This window comes from Neomesorhizobium albiziae, assembly GCF_900114255.1.
GTDB lineage: Bacteria > Pseudomonadota > Alphaproteobacteria > Rhizobiales > Rhizobiaceae > Neomesorhizobium > Neomesorhizobium albiziae.
Genome location: NZ_FOSL01000026.1, coordinates 23,672 through 45,771, shown reverse-complemented (window position 1 = coordinate 45,771; position 22,100 = coordinate 23,672). Strand labels below are relative to the sequence as shown.

The 22,100-nt window shown below is 61.8% G+C and carries 24 protein-coding genes and 5 pseudogenes; 13 read left to right on the top strand and 16 right to left on the bottom strand.

All coding sequences use genetic code 11. The annotated features are described in order from the left end of the window. Positions 1-45 precede the first annotated feature (45 nt). Positions 46-243 (top strand): annotated as a pseudogene (locus F3H98_RS26005) (RNA polymerase factor sigma-54); the annotation flags it as partial. Here F3H98_RS26005 and fdxB (F3H98_RS26000) read toward each other — a convergent pair. Continuing rightward, complete coding sequence (gene fdxB, locus F3H98_RS26000) at positions 240-524, bottom strand: ferredoxin III, nif-specific (RefSeq protein WP_149763236.1); 285 nt, start codon at positions 522-524, stop codon at positions 240-242. The pseudogene F3H98_RS26005 and the gene fdxB (F3H98_RS26000) overlap by 4 nt on opposite strands. Positions 525-669: 145 nt before the next feature. Between fdxB (F3H98_RS26000) and F3H98_RS31585 the strand changes: the two genes are divergently transcribed. After that, on the top strand, positions 670-825 hold the full coding sequence (locus F3H98_RS31585; RefSeq protein WP_210249710.1) for a hypothetical protein: 156 nt from the start codon (positions 670-672) through the stop codon (positions 823-825). 21 nt (positions 826-846) lie between these two features. Here the strand turns inward: F3H98_RS31585 and F3H98_RS25995 are convergent, their stop codons facing one another. The 8 genes and pseudogenes from F3H98_RS25995 to F3H98_RS25965 form a co-directional block, all read right to left on the bottom strand. After that, the gene (locus F3H98_RS25995) at positions 847-1,902 is read right to left on the bottom strand and encodes an LLM class flavin-dependent oxidoreductase (RefSeq protein ID WP_149763256.1); all 1,056 of its coding nucleotides are present in this window, start codon (positions 1,900-1,902) and stop codon (positions 847-849) included. A gap of 32 nt (positions 1,903-1,934) precedes the next feature. Then, positions 1,935-2,228: a hypothetical protein gene (locus tag F3H98_RS25990; RefSeq protein ID WP_149763235.1), complete on the bottom strand. Its 294-nt coding sequence runs from the start codon at positions 2,226-2,228 to the stop codon at positions 1,935-1,937. After that, positions 2,225-3,820, bottom strand: coding sequence for an SDR family oxidoreductase (locus F3H98_RS25985; RefSeq protein ID WP_149763234.1), 1,596 nt, complete (start codon positions 3,818-3,820; stop codon positions 2,225-2,227). The genes F3H98_RS25990 and F3H98_RS25985 overlap by 4 nt, the downstream gene beginning before the upstream one ends. Before the next feature lie 25 nt (positions 3,821-3,845). Further along, complete coding sequence (locus F3H98_RS32605; protein WP_149763233.1) at positions 3,846-4,298, bottom strand: flavin reductase; 453 nt, start codon at positions 4,296-4,298, stop codon at positions 3,846-3,848. 76 nt (positions 4,299-4,374) lie between these two features. Continuing rightward, entirely contained in the window at positions 4,375-4,914 is a 540-nt protein-coding gene (locus F3H98_RS25975) for a nuclear transport factor 2 family protein (protein ID WP_149763232.1), read from the bottom strand. A 49-nt stretch (positions 4,915-4,963) separates the two neighbouring features. After that, a pseudogene (locus tag F3H98_RS31925) lies at positions 4,964-5,068 on the bottom strand (IS6 family transposase); the annotation flags it as partial. A 93-nt stretch (positions 5,069-5,161) separates the two neighbouring features. Next, entirely contained in the window at positions 5,162-5,407 is a 246-nt protein-coding gene (locus F3H98_RS25970) for a ferredoxin (RefSeq protein WP_149763231.1), read from the bottom strand. A 39-nt stretch (positions 5,408-5,446) separates the two neighbouring features. Beyond that, entirely contained in the window at positions 5,447-6,664 is a 1,218-nt protein-coding gene (locus F3H98_RS25965) for a cytochrome P450 (RefSeq protein WP_149763230.1), read from the bottom strand. A gap of 1,326 nt (positions 6,665-7,990) precedes the next feature. Here F3H98_RS25965 and F3H98_RS25960 point away from each other — a divergent pair. From F3H98_RS25960 to F3H98_RS25950, 3 genes are all read left to right on the top strand, one after another. After that, positions 7,991-8,539 (top strand): peroxiredoxin, encoded by a 549-nt coding sequence (locus tag F3H98_RS25960; protein WP_149763229.1) that lies wholly within the window; start codon positions 7,991-7,993, stop codon positions 8,537-8,539. A 76-nt stretch (positions 8,540-8,615) separates the two neighbouring features. Further along, positions 8,616-10,055: an RNA polymerase factor sigma-54 gene (gene rpoN / locus F3H98_RS25955; RefSeq protein WP_149763228.1), complete on the top strand. Its 1,440-nt coding sequence runs from the start codon at positions 8,616-8,618 to the stop codon at positions 10,053-10,055. 56 nt (positions 10,056-10,111) lie between these two features. After that, positions 10,112-11,329, top strand: coding sequence for an MFS transporter (locus F3H98_RS25950; RefSeq protein WP_149763227.1), 1,218 nt, complete (start codon positions 10,112-10,114; stop codon positions 11,327-11,329). A 52-nt stretch (positions 11,330-11,381) separates the two neighbouring features. On the opposite strand, the gene F3H98_RS25945 is transcribed toward F3H98_RS25950, so the two are convergent. The 7 genes and pseudogenes from F3H98_RS25945 to F3H98_RS25920 form a co-directional block, all read right to left on the bottom strand. After that, the gene (locus F3H98_RS25945) at positions 11,382-11,972 is read right to left on the bottom strand and encodes a hypothetical protein (RefSeq protein WP_244621905.1); all 591 of its coding nucleotides are present in this window, start codon (positions 11,970-11,972) and stop codon (positions 11,382-11,384) included. A gap of 25 nt (positions 11,973-11,997) precedes the next feature. Then, a pseudogene (locus F3H98_RS31290) lies at positions 11,998-12,177 on the bottom strand (phosphorylase family protein); the annotation flags it as partial. Continuing rightward, positions 12,155-12,319, bottom strand: a pseudogene (locus F3H98_RS25940) (ABC transporter permease); the annotation flags it as partial. The pseudogenes F3H98_RS25940 and F3H98_RS31290, both read right to left, overlap by 23 nt. Positions 12,320-12,460: 141 nt before the next feature. After that, positions 12,461-13,081 carry a nitrogen fixation protein NifQ gene (locus F3H98_RS25935; RefSeq protein WP_149763255.1) on the bottom strand — a complete coding sequence of 207 codons (621 nt, stop codon included), beginning with the start codon at positions 13,079-13,081 and terminating at the stop codon, positions 12,461-12,463. 31 nt (positions 13,082-13,112) lie between these two features. Continuing rightward, a complete protein-coding gene (fdxB, locus tag F3H98_RS25930; RefSeq protein WP_149763226.1) occupies positions 13,113-13,427 on the bottom strand; it encodes a ferredoxin III, nif-specific in 315 nt (104 codons plus the stop codon). 450 nt (positions 13,428-13,877) lie between these two features. Next, positions 13,878-14,480 (bottom strand): annotated as a pseudogene (locus tag F3H98_RS25925) (ABC transporter substrate-binding protein); the annotation flags it as partial. A gap of 11 nt (positions 14,481-14,491) precedes the next feature. Continuing rightward, complete coding sequence (locus F3H98_RS25920) at positions 14,492-15,553, bottom strand: hemin-degrading factor (RefSeq protein WP_149763224.1); 1,062 nt, start codon at positions 15,551-15,553, stop codon at positions 14,492-14,494. Positions 15,554-16,280: 727 nt separating this feature from the next. Here F3H98_RS25920 and F3H98_RS25910 point away from each other — a divergent pair. From F3H98_RS25910 to F3H98_RS25875, 8 genes are all read left to right on the top strand, one after another. Then, positions 16,281-16,601 carry an iron-sulfur cluster assembly accessory protein gene (locus F3H98_RS25910; RefSeq protein ID WP_149763222.1) on the top strand — a complete coding sequence of 107 codons (321 nt, stop codon included), beginning with the start codon at positions 16,281-16,283 and terminating at the stop codon, positions 16,599-16,601. Positions 16,602-16,625: 24 nt separating this feature from the next. After that, complete coding sequence (nifU, locus tag F3H98_RS25905) at positions 16,626-17,282, top strand: Fe-S cluster assembly protein NifU (protein WP_149763221.1); 657 nt, start codon at positions 16,626-16,628, stop codon at positions 17,280-17,282. Between the two features lie 33 nt (positions 17,283-17,315). Beyond that, positions 17,316-17,582, top strand: a complete 267-nt coding sequence (locus F3H98_RS31920) for a NifU family protein (RefSeq protein WP_149763254.1) — start codon at positions 17,316-17,318, stop codon at positions 17,580-17,582. Between the two features lie 11 nt (positions 17,583-17,593). Next, positions 17,594-18,811, top strand: a complete 1,218-nt coding sequence (gene nifS, locus F3H98_RS25895; protein ID WP_149763220.1) for a cysteine desulfurase NifS — start codon at positions 17,594-17,596, stop codon at positions 18,809-18,811. Beyond that, positions 18,808-19,959: a homocitrate synthase gene (gene nifV, locus F3H98_RS25890; protein ID WP_149763219.1), complete on the top strand. Its 1,152-nt coding sequence runs from the start codon at positions 18,808-18,810 to the stop codon at positions 19,957-19,959. Before nifS ends, nifV begins: the two co-directional genes overlap by 4 nt. Positions 19,960-19,967: 8 nt before the next feature. Then, positions 19,968-20,678, top strand: a complete 711-nt coding sequence (gene epsC, locus F3H98_RS25885; RefSeq protein ID WP_244621904.1) for a serine O-acetyltransferase EpsC — start codon at positions 19,968-19,970, stop codon at positions 20,676-20,678. Beyond that, positions 20,675-21,055 carry a nitrogenase stabilizing/protective protein NifW gene (nifW, locus tag F3H98_RS25880; protein ID WP_149763218.1) on the top strand — a complete coding sequence of 127 codons (381 nt, stop codon included), beginning with the start codon at positions 20,675-20,677 and terminating at the stop codon, positions 21,053-21,055. Before epsC ends, nifW begins: the two co-directional genes overlap by 4 nt. 185 nt (positions 21,056-21,240) lie before the next feature. After that, a complete protein-coding gene (locus F3H98_RS25875) occupies positions 21,241-22,092 on the top strand; it encodes an electron transfer flavoprotein subunit beta/FixA family protein (RefSeq protein WP_149763217.1) in 852 nt (283 codons plus the stop codon). Positions 22,093-22,100: the final 8 nt, after the last annotated feature.

The window sequence follows — 22,100 nt, the reverse complement described above, 5'->3', positions numbered from 1 at the left end:
CGCCTGCCGCGCAACCGGCCCCGTCGACGCAAGGATTCTTGACGCGCCGAGCGTTCGCTCCATCGGATCAAGCGGATGGTCGCCGTTGAATCGCCCGATGATGTGCTTTCCGACGATGACATCGTCGTCCGCCTCAAGGAAGCCGGCATCGATATTGCGCGCCGCACCGTCACAAAATATCGCGAGGCGATGAACATCCCCTCCTCCGTGCAACGCCGCCGGGAAAGGCGCTTCTGTCTTTAACGATCAAGCTTCGGGCAGACGCTGGCGCAGGCTGCGCAGCCAATGCAGCGGCCGGCATTGTCGACGACCATGATCATGCGATTGAGCTCGCCATCGAAGTCGTCGTCTTCGCCATCGCAGGCGCCGAGGACTTCACCCGCGTCATCGACGCCGTAAAGGTGCATGACCTCGCGCGAGCAGACCTTGAAGCAGCGGCCGCAGCCAATGCAGGTCGTGCCATCGATGGCGGTCAGATATTGCGGCATCCATTTGGAGCCGTCGCGGGTGACGAAAGCGCTCATCGTGAATTCTCCAAGGCAGCGAGCTCTCCTGCAGCTGCTGAGCGCCCTTCGTGCCAGCGCCATCCTGAAGCTGCATCCTCACTGTGCGAGTAGCATGGTGAATGCTGGGTTCCGGCCGGAAACCATAGGAAAAACGATGGGAGCCATGGACAAGGCATTCTTCCAATCCTTCTTTCCCAATGCATTTTTCGAGCATATGCACCCCAACCGTCCGCCAAAAGCGACCTGTGGGTTCCGTCCCTGTGCCCTACTGTTGACCGCGCGCTTAATGCCTTTTGAAACGATCAAGCAGGCGAGGTGAGAGTTCAAGCCGTTGCGAACTTCAACCCCCCGCATGACCGAGCGACTTGTTGACCGCTGGGATGATCTTGTCTCCCCAGAGCTCAATCTGGCGCAGCATCGTCTTTTGGTCGAAATCCCCCAATTGGGTCTGAATTGCAATCTGGTCCGGTTTCAAGATATCCATCTCTTCCAGCAAGCGATCAATCACGCGATTTACGCTGCCGATCGGCAGGTTCTCGCGCATAGTCTCGAACGACAGATCCTGCCGCGTCGGCGTTTCCTCCAGCAGATAGCCGTCGTGGCTCTGCTGGCGGCGGTGATGCAGTGCTTCAGACAGCCGGCGCTGGAAGCGGGCGTTGTCGAGATAGCTGTTGATCTCCGCCTCGTCGTCGCTGGCATAGCAGCAGCGAAGCAGCGATATCTTGGCGTCCGTGACATTCTTACTCTCCGAAGCCGCCGCCTTCTCGATGGTTTCGCGCAGCGTGCTCACAGTCTCCAAGCCGTTGTGGAATGCCGTGACGAAGAGATTGTGTCCCTCACGATAGGCCCGGCTCATGCTGCGCGACGACGCGGCGGCGATCCAGATCGGCGGGGTTGGCTTTTGGACGGTGCGCAGCGAAATCGCCGTCGGAGGTATCTTCTTATACTGGCCGTTGTGCTCGAAGATTTTTTGGTTGAGGCCCTTGAGAAGGATATCCAGGTATTCCGAGAAGACGGCCGGCGCCTCATCGACATTGACGCCGAAGCGCTCGAACTCGAACTGCTGGTATCCCGAGCCGACGCCGAGCTCGAGACGCCCGTCCGCAACGACATCGGCGAAGCCGATCTCGGAGAGCAGCCGCTGTGGTTGATAGAGCGGCAGCACGCAGACGGCGGTGCCGAGGCGAATGGTGCTCGTCAAGCCGGCGCAGTGCGCCACCATCATCAAGGGCGACGGAACCAGGCAGTAATTGTTGAAGTGGTGCTCGGCGAACCACGCGGTGTTGAAGCCAGCCTGCTCCGAAACGACGGCCTGTTCGATGGAGTTGCGAATGACGCTGTCGGACGATTGATGATAGCCGCGCTGGGCGCCCAGAATGAATGTCGCGAACTCCATGGTGTTTCCTCGTTTACAGAGAGATTGGCCGATCAGGGGATGCGCTCGGCATGCGCGTGGATTGCGTTGGCCGCGGTGTCGATCCAGCCCTTGGCGGCGACGTTGTCGACCATCCCGCGGTAAGCCGCTTGCCATTCGGCGGTTGCATACGCGCCCGGAAGGCTTGGAACTGCTTCCGCGATGAGGATGTTTCCGTCATCGACCAAGACGACATCCTCGATCGCGGACCGCGCTTCGGGCGCGTCACGCAGCTGGAGCTTGAAGCCTTTGAAATCCTCGGATTCGACGAGCCGCAGCCCGTCGCCTGGCGAATAGTCGATAATCAACCCGCGGCCTCCGCAAAACATTCGTCATAGAGTTCGCTGGCGTTTCCCGCATCACCGAACGAGGTCCAGCCGCCGTCCACGTAGAGGATCGAGCCGTTGATGTATGAGGCGTCAGCCGAAGCAAGGAAAAACGCCGCGTCGGCGACGTCTTCCGGTCGTCCCATCCTGCCCATGGGGATGCGTCGTCCGATCGCTGTCGAGTCGATGCGGCCGGCCTTCGCCAACTGAGCAACGCCAGGCGTGCGGATGTAGCCAGGAGCGACGGTGGCTGTCCGAATGCCGACCGGCCCGAGTTCGGCCGCCATGCATCGGGTCAGAATGTCCATCCCCGCCTTCGAGGCGCCGTAGGCATGGCGCGGCGCTAAGGGCAGAAAGCTGTTGATCGATCCGAGATTGAGGATCACGCCGCCGGGGCACATCGCCTTGATTGCCTCGCGCGCGCAAGTGAAGGCGCCGGTGAGATTGACATCCAGGACGTGTTCGATCTCTGCCGGCATTTGTTCGATGCCCGGCACAAAAGTGTCGGCGACAGCAGCACCGTTGACGAGCACGTCGATGCGACCGAAGCGCCCCCGCAGCTCCTCGAACAGCGCCACCACCTCGCTCTCGACGGCCACGTCCACGGATTTCGCCAGGTGCCTGCAGCCGAGCAATCCAGCGAGCTCTGCCGCTGCAGCGCCATCTTTATCAGCAATAACGACGGTATCACCGTTCGCGCCAAAGCGGCGAACGACGGCCGCGCCTATGCCGTTCGCGCCGCCCGTGACGAGCACGATTCGCGCATCGGTGCAAGGACGGGAGAGTTCGGCTCGGGGCGTCCCATCCACCGGCGGATGCGCGTCGCCCGCCTGGTTGAACGACATCCAGCCACCGTCGACCGCCAGCACCGATCCGGTGATGTAACCCGCCTGTGCGCTGGCCAGAAAACGCACGGTCCTGGCGATCTCATCGGGGCGCGCCATGCGCCCCATCGGCACGCGGCGGCGCACCGCCGCGAGGTCCAACTTGCCCGCGCGTTCCAGTTCCGCGACCATCGGCGTGTGCACATAGCCCGGCGCTACCGCCGTCACGCGGATGCCGCGCGAAGCCCACTCGCATGCAAGCGACTTCGTCAACGAGATCATGCCCGCTTTCGAGGCGGCGTAGGCGTTGCGCTTGGGATTGCCGAGCACGCCCGCCAGCGAAGCGACGTTGACGATGGTACCGCCCGGCCGCATGCGCCTCGCCGCTTCGCGGGCCATGACGAACGGCCCGATCAGGTTTACTTCCAGGCCGCGTCGGAAGGCGTCGACACCGGTGTCGACAGTCGCAGCTATGGTTGGCCCCAACGCCGCGTTGTTGACGAGAATGCCGATCTGGGCGAACTGTGCTTCGACCCGGCCATAAAGCGCGAGGATATCCTCCTCTCGCGAGACATCGCATTCGAGGCCGAGATGCGGGTAGCCGAGACCACGGGCCAGTTCAACCACGCCGCGGCCCGGAAGGTCCACCGCAACAAGAGTGTCTCCATCCGCGGCAAGAATATCGACCAGCGCACGACCGATCCCGCCTGCCGCGCCTGTAATGATGACGATGCGTCCTGCCTGCTTCATGAAAACTTCTCCGGGACCAGCGATCTCAGCCCAGCGACGCGAGGCGGCGGAATGACCCGTCGCGGTAAGCAAGCACGTCCTGGTGACGGCCAGTTTCCGTCCAAGATAGACGTGGTGCGCTCCAGCAGCGGTCCGACTCTCGATTTGGCAGTCGAAGCTGGCGACCGACCCTTCGAGGTCGGGCGATTCGGTTTCCAGGGTGAGCCACTTCCCCCTGCGAACCGATCCTCCGGGCTGAGCTTGGACGTCGAAGACTGCCTGTCAGGAAAGTGATGGCGAAGGCGCCGCTCGCCTCTGTGAGCGACCCTGCCGAGGCCCCACAATTGATGCACACCAGCATCGTCGGCGGGCTCGTGGTGACGGAGCAGACCGCTGTCGCAGTGATGCCGTTCCGGGTCGGAAAGGCAATCCTCTCGGCCGCATCCTCACCGGGCAGGCCTTCGCAGGAAGCAGCGGCGAGGCGTTGCAGAATTGTCATGGTCTTTCTTCTCCGCTGCCGATGCGGCTCTCCAGTTTGGAACGTCTGAAGGCATTGTGGCGATATGCATTACCTTTCATATTCTCGAAGCAATGCGGCGCTTCCCGAGCGCGTAGACCGGGTCGTCCGGATGCGGTGCTCCGATCGGCTGCCGGGAGCCGAACCGTTCTGCCTCGGAGGCCGCTGGCGGGGTCTGATTCTCGAGCCAATCGTAGACCACCGTCCGTTCGGCGATCCGCCACTCCCCTTCCCTCTTCTGAAACAGATCACAGTAACGGCCGCATAGAAGCACCTGGCGTACCTCCCCGGCGTTGTCCGGTCCGCGTTGCAGCGCGATGAAATAGCTCTCGACCACGGCCTCTGCCGGGCTGATGAATTCGAACAGGACGTTCGTGATCTGGTGAATGTTGCGCGCTCCGGTCTTGAAGACACCGAGCGCAAACTGGATGAAGCCCTCGGCCGAGCCGGAATAGGCCCCGTGATTGTCATACGCATCGGGCCAGTACGAACTGCGCAGCGCCGCCTCATCCGCGCGGTCTATCCCGCGGCAGTACCGATAGAGGCAGTCACGGATCGCCTCACGGTCGAGTAGTTCGGTAATTTTTGCCTGGCCCATCGATTTGTCGCAAATTCTGAGATTGGAAGAGGCGTTTTCGCGCCTTCAGTTATAAAGCAGCGATTTCGTACTGTTCGGCGATTGACGGAGACAGACTGTATGTGAACCTCGCCTTTCGTCTGCGCATCATGTGGAGCGGTTCGATGCCGAAGAGGATGACCCCTTGCGCAGTTGCACGAGGACCGAGGCAGGACAGTTGCCGCGCGCCACCCTTTCCAGTGTGCAGCTACGTCGCGTCGACCCCGATTTAAGCCCGCCAGAATCTCGATTGAAGAACGACCGATTCAACCCGCTCAGCGGGTGTGCGATCGATTTCCAGCGCACGTTCGGGGCAGGATCGCGCACCTCGTGTCGCAAGCAGTTCCTCCCCCTCCGCAACCTTAATGTCACCGGGCAAGATGTAGCCCTCGTCATCCAGCTTGAAGATGTCCGGCGCTTGCGCCCAGCATCGCGCGTGACCCTGGCATTTGGCATTGTGGACGATGATGCGCATGGCGCTGCCTCCATGTCGGTGCCCTCCGCGCGGGCGACTTCAGGACCAGTCCAGGATCAGATTTTCGATCCCGAACACATGGCCCCCATAGGTGATGGGCGCCGTACCTTCCTTGATCCGGAAGGCCGGGATGCGAGCCAGCCACTCCTCCAGGCCAATGACAATCTCCCGCCGGGCAAGGTGTGAGCCAAGGCAACGGTGGGGACCATAGCCAAAGGCGGCGTGGCGGTTGTCCTCTCGCGCCAGATCGATCGTATTGGGGCATTCGAATTCCGCGGGGTCACGATTGGCAATCATCGTGGCGCAGGAAACATAGTCGCCCTTACGGATAGGCGCGCCTTCGAAGTCGATGTCTTTCGTTGCCACACGGATCATCTGCACGGTCGGATAGGCGCGCAGCAATTCTTCGGCTGCAATCACGATCCGGTTCGGTTCGCTCCGCAGCAATTCCTGGTCTTTGAGATTGCGCGCGAGATAGGCCAAGTCAAAGCCTATCGCTGCTGCGACCGTGTCGAGTCCCGCGACAAACAAAAGCACGCCGATGCCACGGACTTCCTCATCGGTCAGCGGGCGGCCCTCGACCTCTGCCTGCACGATGAACGTCATGAAATCGTCGACCGGTTCCTTGCGCCGCATGGCTGCAAGTTCGTCAATGAACGCCAGAACCGTCCGGGCCACCACCGGTCGTTTGACATCGTCGCCGTGAAGCAGATCGTGCCCCCAGCCGACAAATATATCGAGTCGGTCATCCGATAGCCCCAGAAAGCGAAGGAAGATGTTGACCGTGAAAGGAAAGGCGAAATCCTTCATGACGTCGCAGCTTGTGCCCGATGCGGCGATCCTGTCGATCAGAGCGATCGCTCGCTTACGGACAGTCGGTTCCAGCGCCATCGCCCGCCTAGGCGAAAGCAGCGGATTGAGTAGTGAGCGAAAGACGCCATGGGCCGGTGGATCCAGTTCCAGCGGGATCATCGGCCAGTTTTCGCCGAGCGCGGAGGCGAAGATGCTGCGATGGCTGGAAAACGTTTCGGCGTCCTGCAGGACCCTGCGCTGGTCTTTGGCGCGCGTGACGACCCAGGTACCCAGGCCATCGCGCGTGTTGTAGGGGGAATAAAAGATCGCCAGACCGGCATGGACGCAAGCGACAGCTGCGTGCGGATCCCCGTTGGGCGTCGGTGGCATGCCAGGCGACGTGAACAGGCTGAAGTCCCTCACCATTTCGGGCGGGACGTGATCTGGAACCGGGTTGGTCGCCATTTTGGCTTCTCCTGAACGTCAGGCATTCACGCGCGAGATCGCACGGCTGGTCACAAAGTCGACTACCAGCATGTGGTACGTCCCGGCTCAGGCGCCTTGAGAGTTCTGTTTCGCGATGCAGCCCACCTGAGCGCAAGCGCGGATGAGATCGGTCGCGAACTCAAGCACAGGATATCGACGTCGTCCTTGGTCCAAAGCACCGCCGCGGCTTGTTCGCGTCAAGGTTGGCAGATTGGTCAATCACTGCTGAGCTCCATGAAGCACTGCTGACGTCCTCCCTGACGAAATTATCGGAGCAAGTTGCGTGCCGATTAGCGCACAGTTGGCGTTGCACCACTTGCCCGGTACCGGCGGCCCGGCCTTGGCCACCTTTTGGTCGGGCTTGCGACATTCTTGTCCGGCTTCGGACACAAGAACGTTTGCGGATAGAAACGCACGGGGAGAGCAAATGAAGGAATCTCAATCATGCAAACGCCGTGACCCGAGCCGAACTCGATCCTCGCCGCGTCCGGACCGGTCTGCGCTTGCTGAAGAGATGGAAGGTGTCAAAGACCTTCCTCGACAGGGGCGGGAGTAGCAACAGCGCGCGATCGTAGATGCTGGGACAGCGGTGTCTTCGCAGATCGCCGTGCCTTCGCGCAAGAACACGCTGGAGACAAAGCCCTGCGCAGTCGCTGCGGTGCCCGCGGGTGTGCGGCAATGCATTGGCTCGGCCTGTCCGGAACGGTTTTCGTCTTTCCCGAGCCGGTGCGGGAGTGCTGATTACCCCGACCATACAGCAACTTTGCTCGGTCCGGGTGACCAAGCGATTGTGCGGCGCGCTCGATCTCGGCGAAGGCACGGTTCTCCTGCTCGAGCCAAAAGGGTCTCTGCATAAAAAGTAGTCCGATTCGGTGCCTTCAAGTGAAATGGCATGGCGCTTGCTTTCATCCGTTAGAGTCCATCAAGCACGAAGAAAGCTACAAACAGAATCATGGCTGAGACGCAAAGCTCCATACAAGCGCCTAAGGAGACCGTGCCCATTCCCGCCGAACATCGGGACATCGTCCCCTCCAGGCGTCCGTGCTCGGTAGCTGCTTTGGGCATGGCTGGTTCGAGACCGACAGGCCTAGGCGTGGCGATCGCCCAATTGCCGTTTACCGGCCCTCTTCAGCATGTGAGCGCCGAAGAGACCAAGACCAGGAGCCATACGTTCCCACACAACCGGACGGGAAAAAGTGGGAGCCGCCAAGGTCTCATCTCGTGCCCGCATGCCGGCCCCAGCTCGGTGTTGCGTCAGCCAACCGAGAGGCAATGCACCAGTTACCTTCCAAAGGAGCAATATTGATGACCGTGAAAAAGAAGGTTCCCTCCGTCACCTTTCGCACACGCGTTCGCGATGAGTCCATCGAGGGGCCAAACCCATACCGCTGGGACGAAAAGAAATCCGACGACTATTTCGGCGGCAAGCGCGTCATCGTGTTCTCGCTGCCTGGCGCCTTCACCCCGACCTGCTCGACCTACCAACTGCCCGATTTCGAAAAGCTCTATGATGAGTTTGAGAAGGAAAGAATTGACGCGATCTACTGCGTCTCCGTCAACGATGCCTTCGTCATGAATGCGTGGGGCAAGGCCTTGGGGCTGCAGAAGGTCAAGCTCATCCCGGACGGCTCGGGCGAGTTCACGCGCAAGATGGGCATGCTGGTCGCCAAGGACAATCTCGGCTTCGGTATGCGCTCCTGGCGCTACGCCGCCGTGATCAATAATGGCGTGGTGGAGCAGTGGTTCGAGGAGGACGGTTTCTCCGACAACTGCGAGACCGACCCCTATGGCGTCTCGTCGCCGCAGAACGTTCTTGAAACGCTGAGGACCGTTAAAACCGCAGCCGTCGCATGACCCGAAAGAGTCAACATCTCACTGCTCCCATTACGCACTGCAAAGTGCGTCGCTCGATTGGAGTTTCGCGCTAACCATGGAGTCCTCAGCAAGCCTGCTTCAGCGTCAGAAGCAATCTATGGTCGCGGCGCCTCAACTCATTGAGTCGATTCGCTTGCTGCAACTGGCGCATGCCGAACTGCGTCAGTTCGTGGAGCAGGAAATCGAGAAGAACCCGCTTTTGGAGCTGGCGTCAAACGATGGCGGGGCTTCTGGCGATGTTTCGTCGATTTCGGGGGATGATCCGCACATCGGCGCACGCGCAAACGACGTTGATGAGCCGACCGGGGGCGGGACCCCGGAAGGGCTCATGCAATGGAAATCAAAGCGCGACACACCCAACATCCCGGCAGGGGCAAGCCCGGTCCTAGACGATTTTGCTGCCCCCACCGAAACATTGCACGACCATGTCACTCGTCAGATCGCACTCACTGCATTCACACCGAAGGAGCGGTTGATTGCTGGCGAGCTTGCCGCTCATCTGGAAGACACTGGGTACCTTCAGGTAAACCTTTCGGAGCTGGCCGGGAGCCTAAATGTCCGGGAGGCTGATGTGGAACGGGTTCTCGGAACCTTGCAGCGCTTTGATCCCCCGGGAATTTTTGCGCGAACTCTCAGCGAATGCCTCGAGATACAGTTGCGCCAGCGAGACCGGTTCGACCCGGCGATGGCAGCTTTGGTTGCCAATCTTGAGATGCTTGCGCAACGCAAATTTCAGGCATTGAAGCGCCATTGCGGGGTCGATGAAGACGACCTTCTCGACATGTGGCATGAAATCCGTGCGCTCGATCCGAAGCCCGGAAACCGATTCCAATCCGCAAGGCCGGAATTCATCATACCCGACGTCTGGGTCCTGCCCTCGCCCGGAGGTGGATGGCAAATCGAACTTAGCCCAGACACACTGCCCAAGCTGCTGATCAACCAAACCTATTTTGCCGAAGTCTCACGCCTGTCCCCCCAAAATTCGAAAGATCAGACATTTCTCAACGAATGCTTCCAAAACGCGAACTGGCTAATCCGCAGCCTCGATCATCGCGCTAAGACGATCCTTAAGGTTGCGGCTGAAATCGTCCGCCATCAGGATGCCTTTTTGGAAAATGGCGTCGCCCACCTGCGGCCTCTCAATCTCAGGACTGTCGCTGACGCGATCGACGTGCACGAGTCGACGGTAAGCCGGGTGACGTCGAACAAGTACATGCTTACCCCGCGCGGTGTGTTCGAACTGAAGTATTTTTTCACTGCCGCGATCGCCTCCTCCGAAGGCGGCGACGCGCATTCCGCCGAAGCTGTCCGCCATCGGATCAAGGGGATGGTCGCCGTTGAATCGCCCGATGATGTGCTTTCCGACGATGACATCGTCGTCCGCCTCAAGGAAGCCGGCATCGATATTGCGCGCCGCACCGTCACAAAATATCGCGAGGCGATGAACATCCCCTCCTCCGTGCAACGCCGCCGGGAAAGGCGCTTCTGTCTTTAATGCGGGTCAACGCAGCCACCCTATGTTGCAGCGCATCCAAACTGGAGACCCTATTCATGACCGAATCCGCGACAGGCTTCATGGACGCTGTTCTGCACGACCCAGAAAAGCCCGATCAACGGTCTGGTCCCGCATGGGGTGCGGTCATTTCGCTTGCCTTGGGCACCTTCGGGCTGGTGACGGCAGAGTTTCTGCCTGCCAGCGTGCTGACGCCGCTCGCGCGTGATCTCGGTATCACCGTGGGTGCGGCTGGACAGGCGCTGACAGCGACCGCGATCGTTGGGGCGATCTCGGCGCCGACGATGGCCATCATCACAAAGCGCCTGGACCGCAGGATCGTCATGTGGGCGCTGACGCTGCTGCAGATCCTGTCGAACGTTCTGTCGGCCGTCGCGTGGTCGCTGCCGGTTTTCCTGACCGCACGCGTCGTGCTCGGCATAGCGCTCGGAGGCTTCTGGTCGATTTCGGCAGCGCTGGCGACGCGGCTCGTTCCAAGTCACCTCCTGCGGCGCGCCATGTCGATCATCCTTACCGGCGGCTCCGTCGCCACTGTTTGCGCGGCTCCAATCGGCGCCTATGTCGGCGACATCTGGGGATGGCGAGCCGCCTTCATGATCGCCGCAGTCGTCAGTGCCGTTACACTGCTGGTGCAACTCATAACTATTCCAAGGTTGCCTCCGGTTGGAATGGCTAACTTCCGCAGTCTGCTGGACGTGGCCAAGAATCCGATGATCAAGGTCGCGCTTTTGGTCGTCCTGCTGGTCGTTTCCGGGCACTTCGCCGGCATCATCTATATCCGCGACTTCCTCGAGGAGGTTCCCGCGCTCGATATCGAGACGATCTCGCTAGTGTTGCTCGCCTTTGGCATCGGCGGCTTCTTCGGCAATTTAGCCGCCGGATTCCTGGCCGAGCACAGCCTCAAGGCGGTCGCGGCCCTGCCTGCCCTGCTCATAGGGATAGCCGCTGTTTCGCTGCTGACTGTGGGAGCATCGGCCTCGGCCTCGGCGATTGCGGTTGCCGTATGGGGCTTTGCCTTCGGCGCGGTGCCGGTGGGGTTACAGACGTGGATGGTGCTGCGCGCCGCTCCCGAGCAGGCCGAAAGCGCGGGTGGGCTGATGGCCGCAACGTTCCAAGTGGCCATCGCAGCCGGCGCGATTTTCGGCGGACTACTGGTGGATAGTGCCGGCGTTGCCAGTGCCGTTGCCTACAGCGCGGTTGCCACGTTCCTCGCCGCCCTGACAGTGTTCTTGCTCGGCCCGAAGCGCGAAACCTAGACCCCCTGACAGAAGAGGTCCTCAGCGCAGCGCGGCGAGAGATGCAATCGTATCAGCCGCGCGGCGCGATCCTGCGCACGATTACTTTGGCGGTTGCAGGCTTCGTCTCGCCGATCGTATAGGCCGACTGGATCGCGGCTACTGCCTCTTCCGCGTCGGCTTCCGATCGGGCATGGACCAGCGCCAGCCCATCGCCGGCCTTCACCTCCGCGCCGACCGGGAGCAGATGGGTGATGCGGACCGAATAATTGACGCTGTCTTCCGGCCGGATGCGGCCGCGGCCGAGGGTAACGACGGCGAGGCCGATCTCTTGGGTCGCCACACCTGCAACGTAGCCGTACTTCGGTGCACTGACGGCGTTCGACCTTGACCTTGGGCAGATAATGCCGGCGTTTCTCGGCAAAATCCGCCGGTCCGCCGAGTCCGGCCACCATGCGCCCGAAAACTTCCGCAGCCTTGCCGCCCTGCAACGCCCGGACGGCGCGATCCATCCTTCCCGGTTGGATCCGGCAGTGCCGGCGGCCTGCAGCAGCTCGGCGGCGAGGGCCAGGGTTACTTCTTCCAGGCGCTCATCGCGGAACCTTCCGGTCAGGAATTCAACGGCGTTCTCGACCTCGACGGCGTTACCGGCAGCCGAAGCCAACGGCTCGTTTCATGCCAGTGATCAGCGCCGAGGTTTTCAGCCCCGCGCCGTTGGCCATCTCGACCAGGCTGGTGGCGAGCGCGGTCACGCCCATCACGCGGGCCATACGTATCTCGGCCGGCGTCTCGAAGGACGGGCCGGAAAACCACATGTAGACGCCCTTGTGCAGCTTCGTGCCGGTCGCTTGCGCCGCCGCCTCGAAAGCTGGCCAGCATCTTGCCCTCGATCCCGATATCGAAGACGCCGGCCCGCTCCGAATAGAGCCCGGCCAGGCAGGCGAACAGCAGCGGCACGGAAAACGCCAGTTGCTCGGCGGCGATGGTGCGGGTCGCGTCCAGCACCGCCATGATGACGGCGACCGCCAAAGCGAGCATCGCGACCACCGGAACAGCAGGCGCAGCATTCGAATCCTTCAAGGCGTCGGTTCGACAAGAGACATATGGCGCGGCGCGAGCCCTGGCGGCCCGTACGACTGACGAAAGCGGCTCTTAATCCAAGGCGATCCCGTTCCTGATCCGTGTGAGGCGGCTTTCGCCTTCCTCCGGGCCGAAGCAGCTTTTGAAATCATTGCATTCCCGGCAACTGGGCGCGGTGCATAGCGAAAAACCTTCGGCCTCGCAGAGCTTGCGGTAAAAGTACTTTTTCCATTTCATGTTTTTGGTGTTGCCGGCCGCCAGCGTCGGAAAATGCGTGGCAAGCAAGCGGCCGAGCTCGGCCCGATTAAAAAGACCAAGGTCCTGCCAGAGATGGTCATCGCGCATGGCACGCCGGGCGATGATCTTGGCGAACCGGGCGCTCGCCTCATCGCCCGGCCGGGCATGCGCTAGCAGCAGACCGCGCAGAAGTTCTTCCTCCATACCCGGCTCGGGCTCGCTCACCTCTTCCAAGGCGAAGGCGTTGGCAGAGATAGCGGGGAAACTGCGGGTCAGGACATCCTGCAGCTCGGCACGCGAAAGGCCGGTTGCCTCCGTCGCAGTCGCCTCGCCGGCCTCGACCTCCTTCAGCACACGCGAGAAGACACAGGCAAGCACATGCTGGTCGAACCCCCTCTCCAGCTCAATCCGCGGCCATTGGCGGGTGCGGAGCCAGCCATGGTGATGGGCAAACATGGTGCCGTTCTCCTGGTTTTGTCCCGTCAGATCATGCAGCGAGCTCATCGGCCGCAACATGGGTCTGGCAGTTCTTCGGACAGACGCGGGCGCAGGCTCCGCAGCCAATGCAGCGGCCGGGATTGTCGACGAACATGATCATACGATTGAGCTCGCCATCGAAGTCGTCGTCCTCGCCGTCGCAGGCGCCGAGGACTTCACCCGCGTCATCGACGCCGTAAAGATGCATGACCTCGCGCGAGCAGACCTTGAAGCAGCGGCCGCAGCCAATACAAGTGGCGCCATCGATAGCGGTCAGATATTGCGGCATCCATCTGGAGCCGTCGCGGGTGACGAAAGCGCTCATCGTGAATTCTCCAAGGCTGCGAGCTCTCCTGCAACTGCTGAGCGCCCTTCGTGCCAGCGCCATCCTGAAGCTGCATCCTCACTGTGCGAGTAGCATGGTGAATGCTGGGTTCCGGCCGGAGACCATAGGAAAAAGATGGAAGCCATGGACAAGGCATTCTTCCAATCCTCCTTTCCAAATGCATTTTCGAGCATATGCACCCCAACCGTCCGCCAAAAGCGACCTGTAGGTTCCGTCCCTTTGCCCTACCGTTGACCGTGCGTTCACGCTGCCGACCGGCACGTCTCGCGCATAGTCTCGAACAACAAACCCTGCTGCCTCGGCGTTTCCTGCAGACATCGCATACTGGCTCTGCTGCGGCGCTGAACCAGTCTTTCAGACAGCCGGCGCTAGGAGCGGGCACCATGGTCGAGATGGCTGTCGATCTTCGCCCCGCGGTCGCTGGCGTAGTAGCAGCATGACGCCGTCGCGAGCGGTGCTGCTGCCAGGTGCAAGGATCTTGCCGCCCTTTGTCGACAGTACGAACAGGATGCGCTTGCGTTCCTTGATCGATGAGGTCTGCTTCTCGGCTGCCTTCAGCTTCGCATCCATCCCGGCCGCCAACCTTTCGTCCTTGGCTTCGACGCCGAGCGCCTTGCCGACGACGCGGATTTTTTCGAGCATGCCTTCATGGCTGTAATGCTCGGGCGCTTCGATGAAGGGCCCGTTCGATTTCTTCAGCACGTCGACCGCTTTCTTCGCTCCGCTGCCATGCAGGGCGATAACCCCCGATGGATTAACCGACAGAACACCCTCCGGCGACGGCTGACGCATGTAGCCGCCGTCGGGCAGCTTCAGCGCGGCTTTCGGAAGGCTCGTCGAATCGCGAGCGACGAGATGACTTTCCTCGCCAAGCGCGTAGACGATTTCGGTCATGGAGCCGCCGATCGAGGCGATCCACAACGGACCGGAAGAGACAGCTACGCCCTCATTGGCCTCAGCAGGCAAAGCGGTGGCCAGCAGGACGCCGAGCATCGGCGCGAGCACCAAGCGGAAACGGAAAGCAACACTCATGGGTCTTTACCTCACGCGGCGGTCGGGCTTGGGATACGCGGCAGGTTCTCAGCCAGGAACCGCCAGTCGCCGCGCTCGCGTTCGCCTTCCTTGCGCGTGCCGAAGAACTGGATGATCATCTTGCCGTCGGCGCCATAGGCTTCGAGTGACGTGACGTGACCGTCCCTGGTCGGCTTGCGCACGGCCCAGACCTCGCGGATGTGGTGGGTCCTGAGATGCAGGTGGAAGGTCTCGTCGAGCACATTGATCCACGGCCCGATCGGCTTGAGCGACTTGATCGGGCCGGAATGGATCTGGATGCAGCCACGATTGCCGACAAAGCACATGATCGGCATCTCGCCTTCGGCCGCGTGTTGGAACATGGCGCCAACGGCATCTTTGTCGAGCGGCCAGGCGTAATCCTGGCCGACCATGCGCATCGCCTGGCAGCGGCTGAGCTTCAGCGTCTTCAGCATGTCGAAGAACTGATGCACGTCGGTCAGCCCGCTCCAGTGCTCGCGTAGGTCATCGACCGTGGCGGCTTGGTCCGGAACCTCCGCGTCATCGTCGGCTGCGCTCGCTTTAACCGACGCGATCGGCTGCTGGTTCGTGGATTCGAGCTCCGCCACCAGCTTCTGATAGGCATAAAGGTTGGAGGCCGGCCTGAGATGCACCTTGTGCACCGCCTCGCCGGCGGCATCGAAGAATTGCAGGCTGCGGCGGATGTCGCCGGCGTCGCGCTTCTCGACGGCGAAGCCATGCGCCCACACTTTCGGGAAGATGCGCAGGTCGATGTCGTCGCCGAGCACGATGGCGTGGTGATTGCCGGTGACCACCTTGCCGTAGACGCCGATCTTCTCGTGCACGGCACTTTCATTCCGGGTCAGCGCCATCACCTCGCCGACCGCTTCGAGTCCGTTCAGCAGATCATTGACGCGCGGCTCGATGCGCAACGAGCCGAGACCGCAATCGGCCGCAACCAGTTCCGCTTCCGAAATGCCCAATTGGGCGGCGAGATCGCGCTCGCGTATTTTTGGACTGTCTTCCCGTGCCCGCCGGATTTCGTCCGGCGAGGGTTTCACGCTCCGGTCCATGTCTTACCCCTGCTTCCATCTACTTGTTGAGCATCAGCTGCCCTGCCGGGCGATCTTCAGCCAATAGAGCGCGCCATGATGCTCGATCCCGATCCCGAGCTTGCCCAGGAACAGAGTGTTGCTGGAGAGCGTCCTCACCGCCGTCGTCACCCGCTCGAAACGCGCGGGCGTGCTGTCTGAACGGCGGACGCGATGACACTGGCAGGCACATGCCGGTCGAATCCCATTTCAAGTCGGTCGATGGCCGCTGGCCGGTGGTAAGCGATTGTGGGTGTCCTCGCCAATCGGCCGATCGGGCATTCGGATTCCACGGACGGTGCTGCTTTCCCATAGAAAGCTGACGCAGACCTGACATGTTGCTTTCCTTCCTTGGTTGCATCGATCCCGAGGGCACCCACGACATGAATATCGATTGGCAGTTCTGGTCGCCTCGCCAAGGGAGCATCAAAAGTCGTGCCAATTGCGCAGAAGCAAGCTCAGAAAAATCTTCTGCATACCAGTCAACGGTTTACGTGAGGGTGCCGCAGGAACTCAGGCCGAACACCCCCGTGTGGCGGACTCGACAAACCCGACAGTGCGTGTCGGTTACCCAACGTCTTGCCAGCAATGGCGCACAAGATTCATAGCAGTGTTAGAGACATAGCACTGTTTTGAAACGGTTTTTCCTTTGGCACAGTCCATGCAAGGTGATCCGCAAACACGTCACGGACTGAGGATAAATCGAACCATGATTACGCTCACCGACAACGCTGTTGCCGCCGTTAAGACCGCTCTTTCCCGCACCAGCGAGCCGGCGGAAGGCTTTCGCATCATGGTCCAGGCCGGCGGCTGCGCCGGCTTCAAATACCTAATGGGCCTGGAGAGCGTCCCGCGCGAGGGCGATGCGATCATCGAGACAGATGGGGTCAAGGTGTTCGTGGACGTAGGCTCCCAACCCCATGTCGCCGGCATGACCGTCGACTTCGTCACGGGGCTCGAATCTTCCGGCTTTGTCTTCGACAATCCCAACGCGCGGGAGAAGTGCGGCTGCGGCAAGTCCTTCGGCTGATCGCCCGAGAGAAGGAAAAGGGCCATGTTGGACTATAGCGAAAAGGTCAAGGAATACTTCTTCATCCCGAAGAATGCCGGCGTTCTGGAAACGGCCAATGCAGTCGGTGAGGTCGGCGCCATCGTCTGCGGCGATGCGCTTAAATTGATGATCAGCATCGATCCGGTGACGGAAACGATCACAGCCGCGAAATTCCAGACCTTCGGCTGCGGCTCCGCGATCGTCTCCTCGTCGGCGCTTACCGAACTCATCATCGGCAAAACCGTCGATGAAGCCCTCCGGATCACTAATCAGGACATCGCGGACCTTCTCGGCCTGCCGCCGGAGAAGATGCATTGCTCAGTAATGGGTTATGAGGCGCTGCAGGCAGCGATCGCCAACTACCACGGCGAGGAATGGGACGACGATCACGAGGAAGGCGCCCTCGTCTGCAAATGCTTCGGTGTCGATCAAGGGATGATCGAGCGGGCCGTCGTATCAACAGGCTCAAAGGCTGGCCACGGCTGCCTCGCATGCTTCGAAGCCATCGAGCAAGTGCTTGCGCGAGTCAATGCAGCGATGGCCGCCGAAGGCCTCATTAAGACAGAGGAGGCTTATGCGGCCGGCACAACAGATGTCCGCGCCCTCAAGAACAAGGCAAGGTCGAAAGTCGATTTCGGAACCGGCGATCGCTTCCGTTAGGATGCGGAGAACGTCGCCGCCCGAAACAGTTCCATTCCTGGCGGGACCCGAAGCTGCCGGCCGCCAGATGGCGACGCTGCAGCAAATTCGACTGATCGAAAACGCTGTCGCGGGCATGGTTCTTACCTGCGGGCTGACGGCGGCGACTGCGAACTTGTCGATGTCGAGAGCGACCAGGTCTACGTCAAACTGTCGGACGCCTGCGCCGGCTGCCAGCTCGCCTCCGTCACCATCAACGGCATGCGCCAGGCGCTCAATGAGGCGACCGGCCTCGCGCTTCGCGTCATTCCGGTCAACTGAGGATCGCACCCATGAGGCTTATCAATCTCGACAACAACGCAACGACACGGGTCGATCCTGAGGTCGTTCAAGCGATGTTGCCGTTCTTTACGGATCAATTCGGCAACCCTTCTTCGATGCACAGTTTTGGCGCCGCCGTCGCTGCGGCGGTGAGAAAGGCGCGCCTGCAGTTGCAAGCACTGATCGGCGCGGAGCTCGACCAGGAGATCACCTTCACCTCGGGCGGGACGGAAAGCGACAATGCAGCGATTCTTTCGGCGCTCGAGGTGATGTCTAACCGAACAGAGATCGTGACTTCCGCGGTCGAGCATCCGGCCGTGCTGACGCTCTGCGCGCATCTTGAGAAGACGCGCGGCGTCAAGGTGCACAGGATCCCGGTGGATCGCCATGGCCGGCTCGACCTCGACGCCTACAGGGCCGCCCTCACCCCACACGTGGCAATCGTCTCGATCATGTGGGCGAACAACGAGACTGGTACGATCTTCCCCGTGGCCAAGCTTGCCGGCTTGGCCAAGGAAGTCGGCGCCCTTTTCCATACCGATGCTGTGCAGGCGGTCGGCAAGCTTCCGATGGACCTGAAATCGACCGCAATCGACATGCTGTCGCTTTCGGGCCATAAGTTGCATGGCCCGAAAGGGATCGGCGCACTTTATGTAAGGCGTGGCGTGCGCTTCCGCTCGCTGATCAAGGGGGGTCACCAAGAGCACGACCGGCGTGCGGGCACCGAGAATACGCCCGGCATAGTTGGGCTCGGCATGGCAGCCGAACTCGCCTTGAAATTCATGGACGACGACAACACACGGGTAAAGTGGCTCCGCGACCGCCTCGAGAACGGGATTCTCCAGCGCATCCCAAACACCTTCGTCACTGGCGATCCGCTGGAGCGGTTGCCGAACACCGCAAACATCGCCTTTGAAAATATCGAAGGCGATGCAATCCCATTTTTACTCAGCCGCGTGGGCATCGCCTGTTCCTCCGGCTCCGCCTGCACCTCCGGCTCACTGGAGCCGAGCCATGTCCTGAGGGCGATGAACGCGGCACACGCGGCAGTCCGCTTCTCCTTCTCGCGCTACAACAGCGAAGCGGACGTCGACCGGGTGCTCGAGGTCCTGCCGGCAATCGTGGAGAGGCTGCGTGGCTTTCCCAGTTCTGGGCCGGGTGAGCGAAGTGCCGAAGACCTTCAATCAGGTCTATGCCTGAGCAGCAGAAGAACCGGCAGTCGCTCATGAACCGTCAGGTCTTTCTCAACGATACGACCTTGCGCGATGGCGAGCAGGCACCCGGCGTCGCCTTCACTGCGGCGGAAAAACTGGAGCTCGCCGAGTCCCTCGCGGCAGCCGGCGTCCCAGAAATCGAGATCGGCACGCCGGTCATGGGCACCGACGAGATCGAAGCAATTCGCGCTGCGGTCGCGCGGCGTCTCCCGGTTCGGCTCACGGCCTGGTGCCGGATGACGTCGCAGGATCTCGACGCAGCAATCGAGACCGGCGTCAGTGCCGTGAACCTGTCGCTGCCGGCCTCCGACATCCAGCTCGCCGCCAAGCTCGGCATCGACCGGGGCGCGGCACTTCAGGTCATCGAGCACATGGTCGGTCGTGCCGCTGCGCGGGGTCTCTTCGTCGCGGTCGGCTGCGAGGATGCCTCGCGCGCCGAGCGCGATCACCTCACCCGCGTGATCCAGACCGCTGCCGGCGCAGGCGCACGCCGCGTCAGGCTAGCCGACACGGTCGGCGTGCTTGACCCCTTCTCGACCTTCGAGCTTGTTGCCCGCCTCGCGACGACATCCCCCATCGACCTCGAATTCCACGCGCACAACGACCTCGGCCTCGCCACCGCCAACACGCTGGCAGCGATCCGCGGCGGGGCCAGCCACGTCTCCGTCACCGTCGGCGGGCTCGGCGAGCGTGCCGGCAATGCGGCTCTTGAAGAGGTGGCTGCCGCGCTGACAGTCCTCGACGGCGTGGATACCGGCATCAACCTGACCGCACTGCCCGACCTCGCCGCCCAGGTCGCGCGGGCCGCCCGCCGGTCGACAGCGGCCATCAAGCCGGTCGTCGGCTCCGACGTCTTCACCCACGAATCCGGTATCCATGTCGCGGGGCTTCTCAAGGATTCCCGCACCTATCAGGGGCTTGATCCGGCCATGGTCGGACGGCGCCGCCGCATCGTCATCGGCAAGCATTCCGGCGCCACCGCGATCGCCCATGTCTTGAGCGAAAACGGCCGCGAGGTCGATCCGGACCTGGCCGCCGCCATGGTCGCGCGCGTCCGGCGCAAGGCGGCCGAGACCAAATCGACCGTCACCGCGGCTCAGTTGGTCGATCTCTATGACGGCCTGTGCAGCGCGTCCGCCGGCCGAACCCTTAAAACCGAGTGAGGCCGGCGATGTCGCTTATCTTCACCACCACTTCCTCCAGCTTAGTAGCCGCGTGGCGCGACGCAAAAGCCGTTCCGCCATCTCTGGTGGCCATGATCCACGAGGACATCGCCTGCGTGAAGGCGCGCGATCCGACCGCGCGCGGCACACGCGAAATCGTGCTCACCTATCCCGGCATCCACGTCATCGCCTCGCACCGACTCGCTAATCGTCTGTGGCGATGGGGCTTCCGCTTCCCGGCGCGCTTCTTGTCCCGGGCGGCCGGCCTCGGCCGGCGCTTCCTCACCGATCACGACGCCGGTTTCGTCATCGGAGAGACCGCCGAGGTCGGCGACGATGTGACCCTCTATCAAGGCGCCACGCTGGGCGGCACGTCCTGGGCGCCGGGAAAGCGCCATCCGACTCTCAAGAGCGGCGTCCTCGTCGGTGCCGGCGCCAAGATACTCGGTGCCATCACCGCCGAAACCGGCTGCCGGGGTGGCGCCAATGCGGTGGTTATGGAGGACGTCCCGCCCGGCATGACCCTGGTCGGCATTGCCCCCCGCATCGTTAATGGCCGGATCGATCTCGATCATCACCTGCCCGACCATGTCGGCGACGCGATTGCCTGGCTGGTCGACCGCATCTCATGCCTCGAACCGCGAATTTCACGGCTGCAGGTCAGCCGTGCGACGAACGCATCCGACACCACAGTTTTCCGACCAGGGAGAATGCAATGAGTTGTTCCGCTGACGGCCGTCCCATCGATGTCACCGACATCCTCGCGCGGCTGAAAGGTCTGTCGGCTGCGGAGGAGTTCTTCGCAGCCCTTGGTGTCTCCTATGACCCGAAGGTCCTCAATGTCTCACGGCTCCATATCATGAAGCGCATGGGCCAATACCTTGCCGAAGAAGATTTCTCCGGTCTGCCCGACCCGGTGATCGCCGCGCGGGTGCGCGCCACGCTAGAACGCGCCTACGAGGACTTCGCGACTTACTCGCCGCTCACGCACCGGGTCTTCAAGGTGCTCAAAGATCACGATCCGGACAAACCCGCCACGCCGGGCCGCGCCTTCGTCCCGTTCGATTCCGTCCTGAAGCCGTTCGGGAAGGACTGAGCGCGACACGGTTGCGACGCGACAATGTCGAGAAGCCGACAAATCCGGTCATCCCGCCGGCGTCTTCAGCAGTAACCAACCGAATTTCAAAGGAATAGCGGAACGCACAACGGTTGGCATGAATGATGCACGAAGGAGATGAATTGCCAAGCCCGCATCCCGATAGGAGCCTAGAGAAACCGCCAATGCACATCGTAATCTGCATCAAGCAGGTGCCGGACTCGGCACAGATACGCGTCCATCCGGTGACGAACACGATCATGCGCCAAGGTGTGCCGACCATCATCAACCCTTACGACCTGTTCGCCCTCGAAGAAGCACTCAGACTACGTGACGCTTATGGTGGCGAGGTCACCGTGCTCAGTATGGGTCCGCCCATGGCAGAGGACGCGCTGCGCAAGGCGCTCGGTTACGGCGCCGACCGCGCGGTGCTCTTGACCGACCGCTATTTTGCCGGCTCCGACACGCTGGCAACCTCCTTCGCTCTTTCCCAGGCAATTGCGAAGGTTGGCGAGACGTTCGGCACCCCAGACATCGTCTTCACCGGCAAGCAGACGATCGATGGCGACACCGCCCAGGTCGGGCCCGGCATCGCCAAGCGCCTCGATCTCCTGCAACTCACCTACGTCGCGAAGATCGCCTCCATTGATCTCGCTGCGCGCGAGATCAAGGTCGAGCGCCGCTCCGAAGGCGGCACGCAGATGCTGAAGAGCAGGCTCCCCTGCCTCATCACCATGCTGGAGGGCACCAACGAGATCCGCCGGGGCTCGCTCCAGGACGCCCTGTGCGCGGCGCGCAGCCGGGTCCTGAAGTGGAGTGCGGCCGACGCCGGCATTGAGGACCTCACCAGATGTGGCCTGCGCGGCTCGCCGACAGTCGTCAAGCGCGTTTTTGCCCCTACCGCGCGGGCGGAAAAGGCGGCGCAAATCGACACCGCCGAGAAGACGCTGCGCGATATCGCTGACGAACTCATCGCCGCAATCCTCACCCGCCAGCCGGCGCTGGAACATGAACTCGCCTTCAACAGCGGCGCGTGACGGCCAGG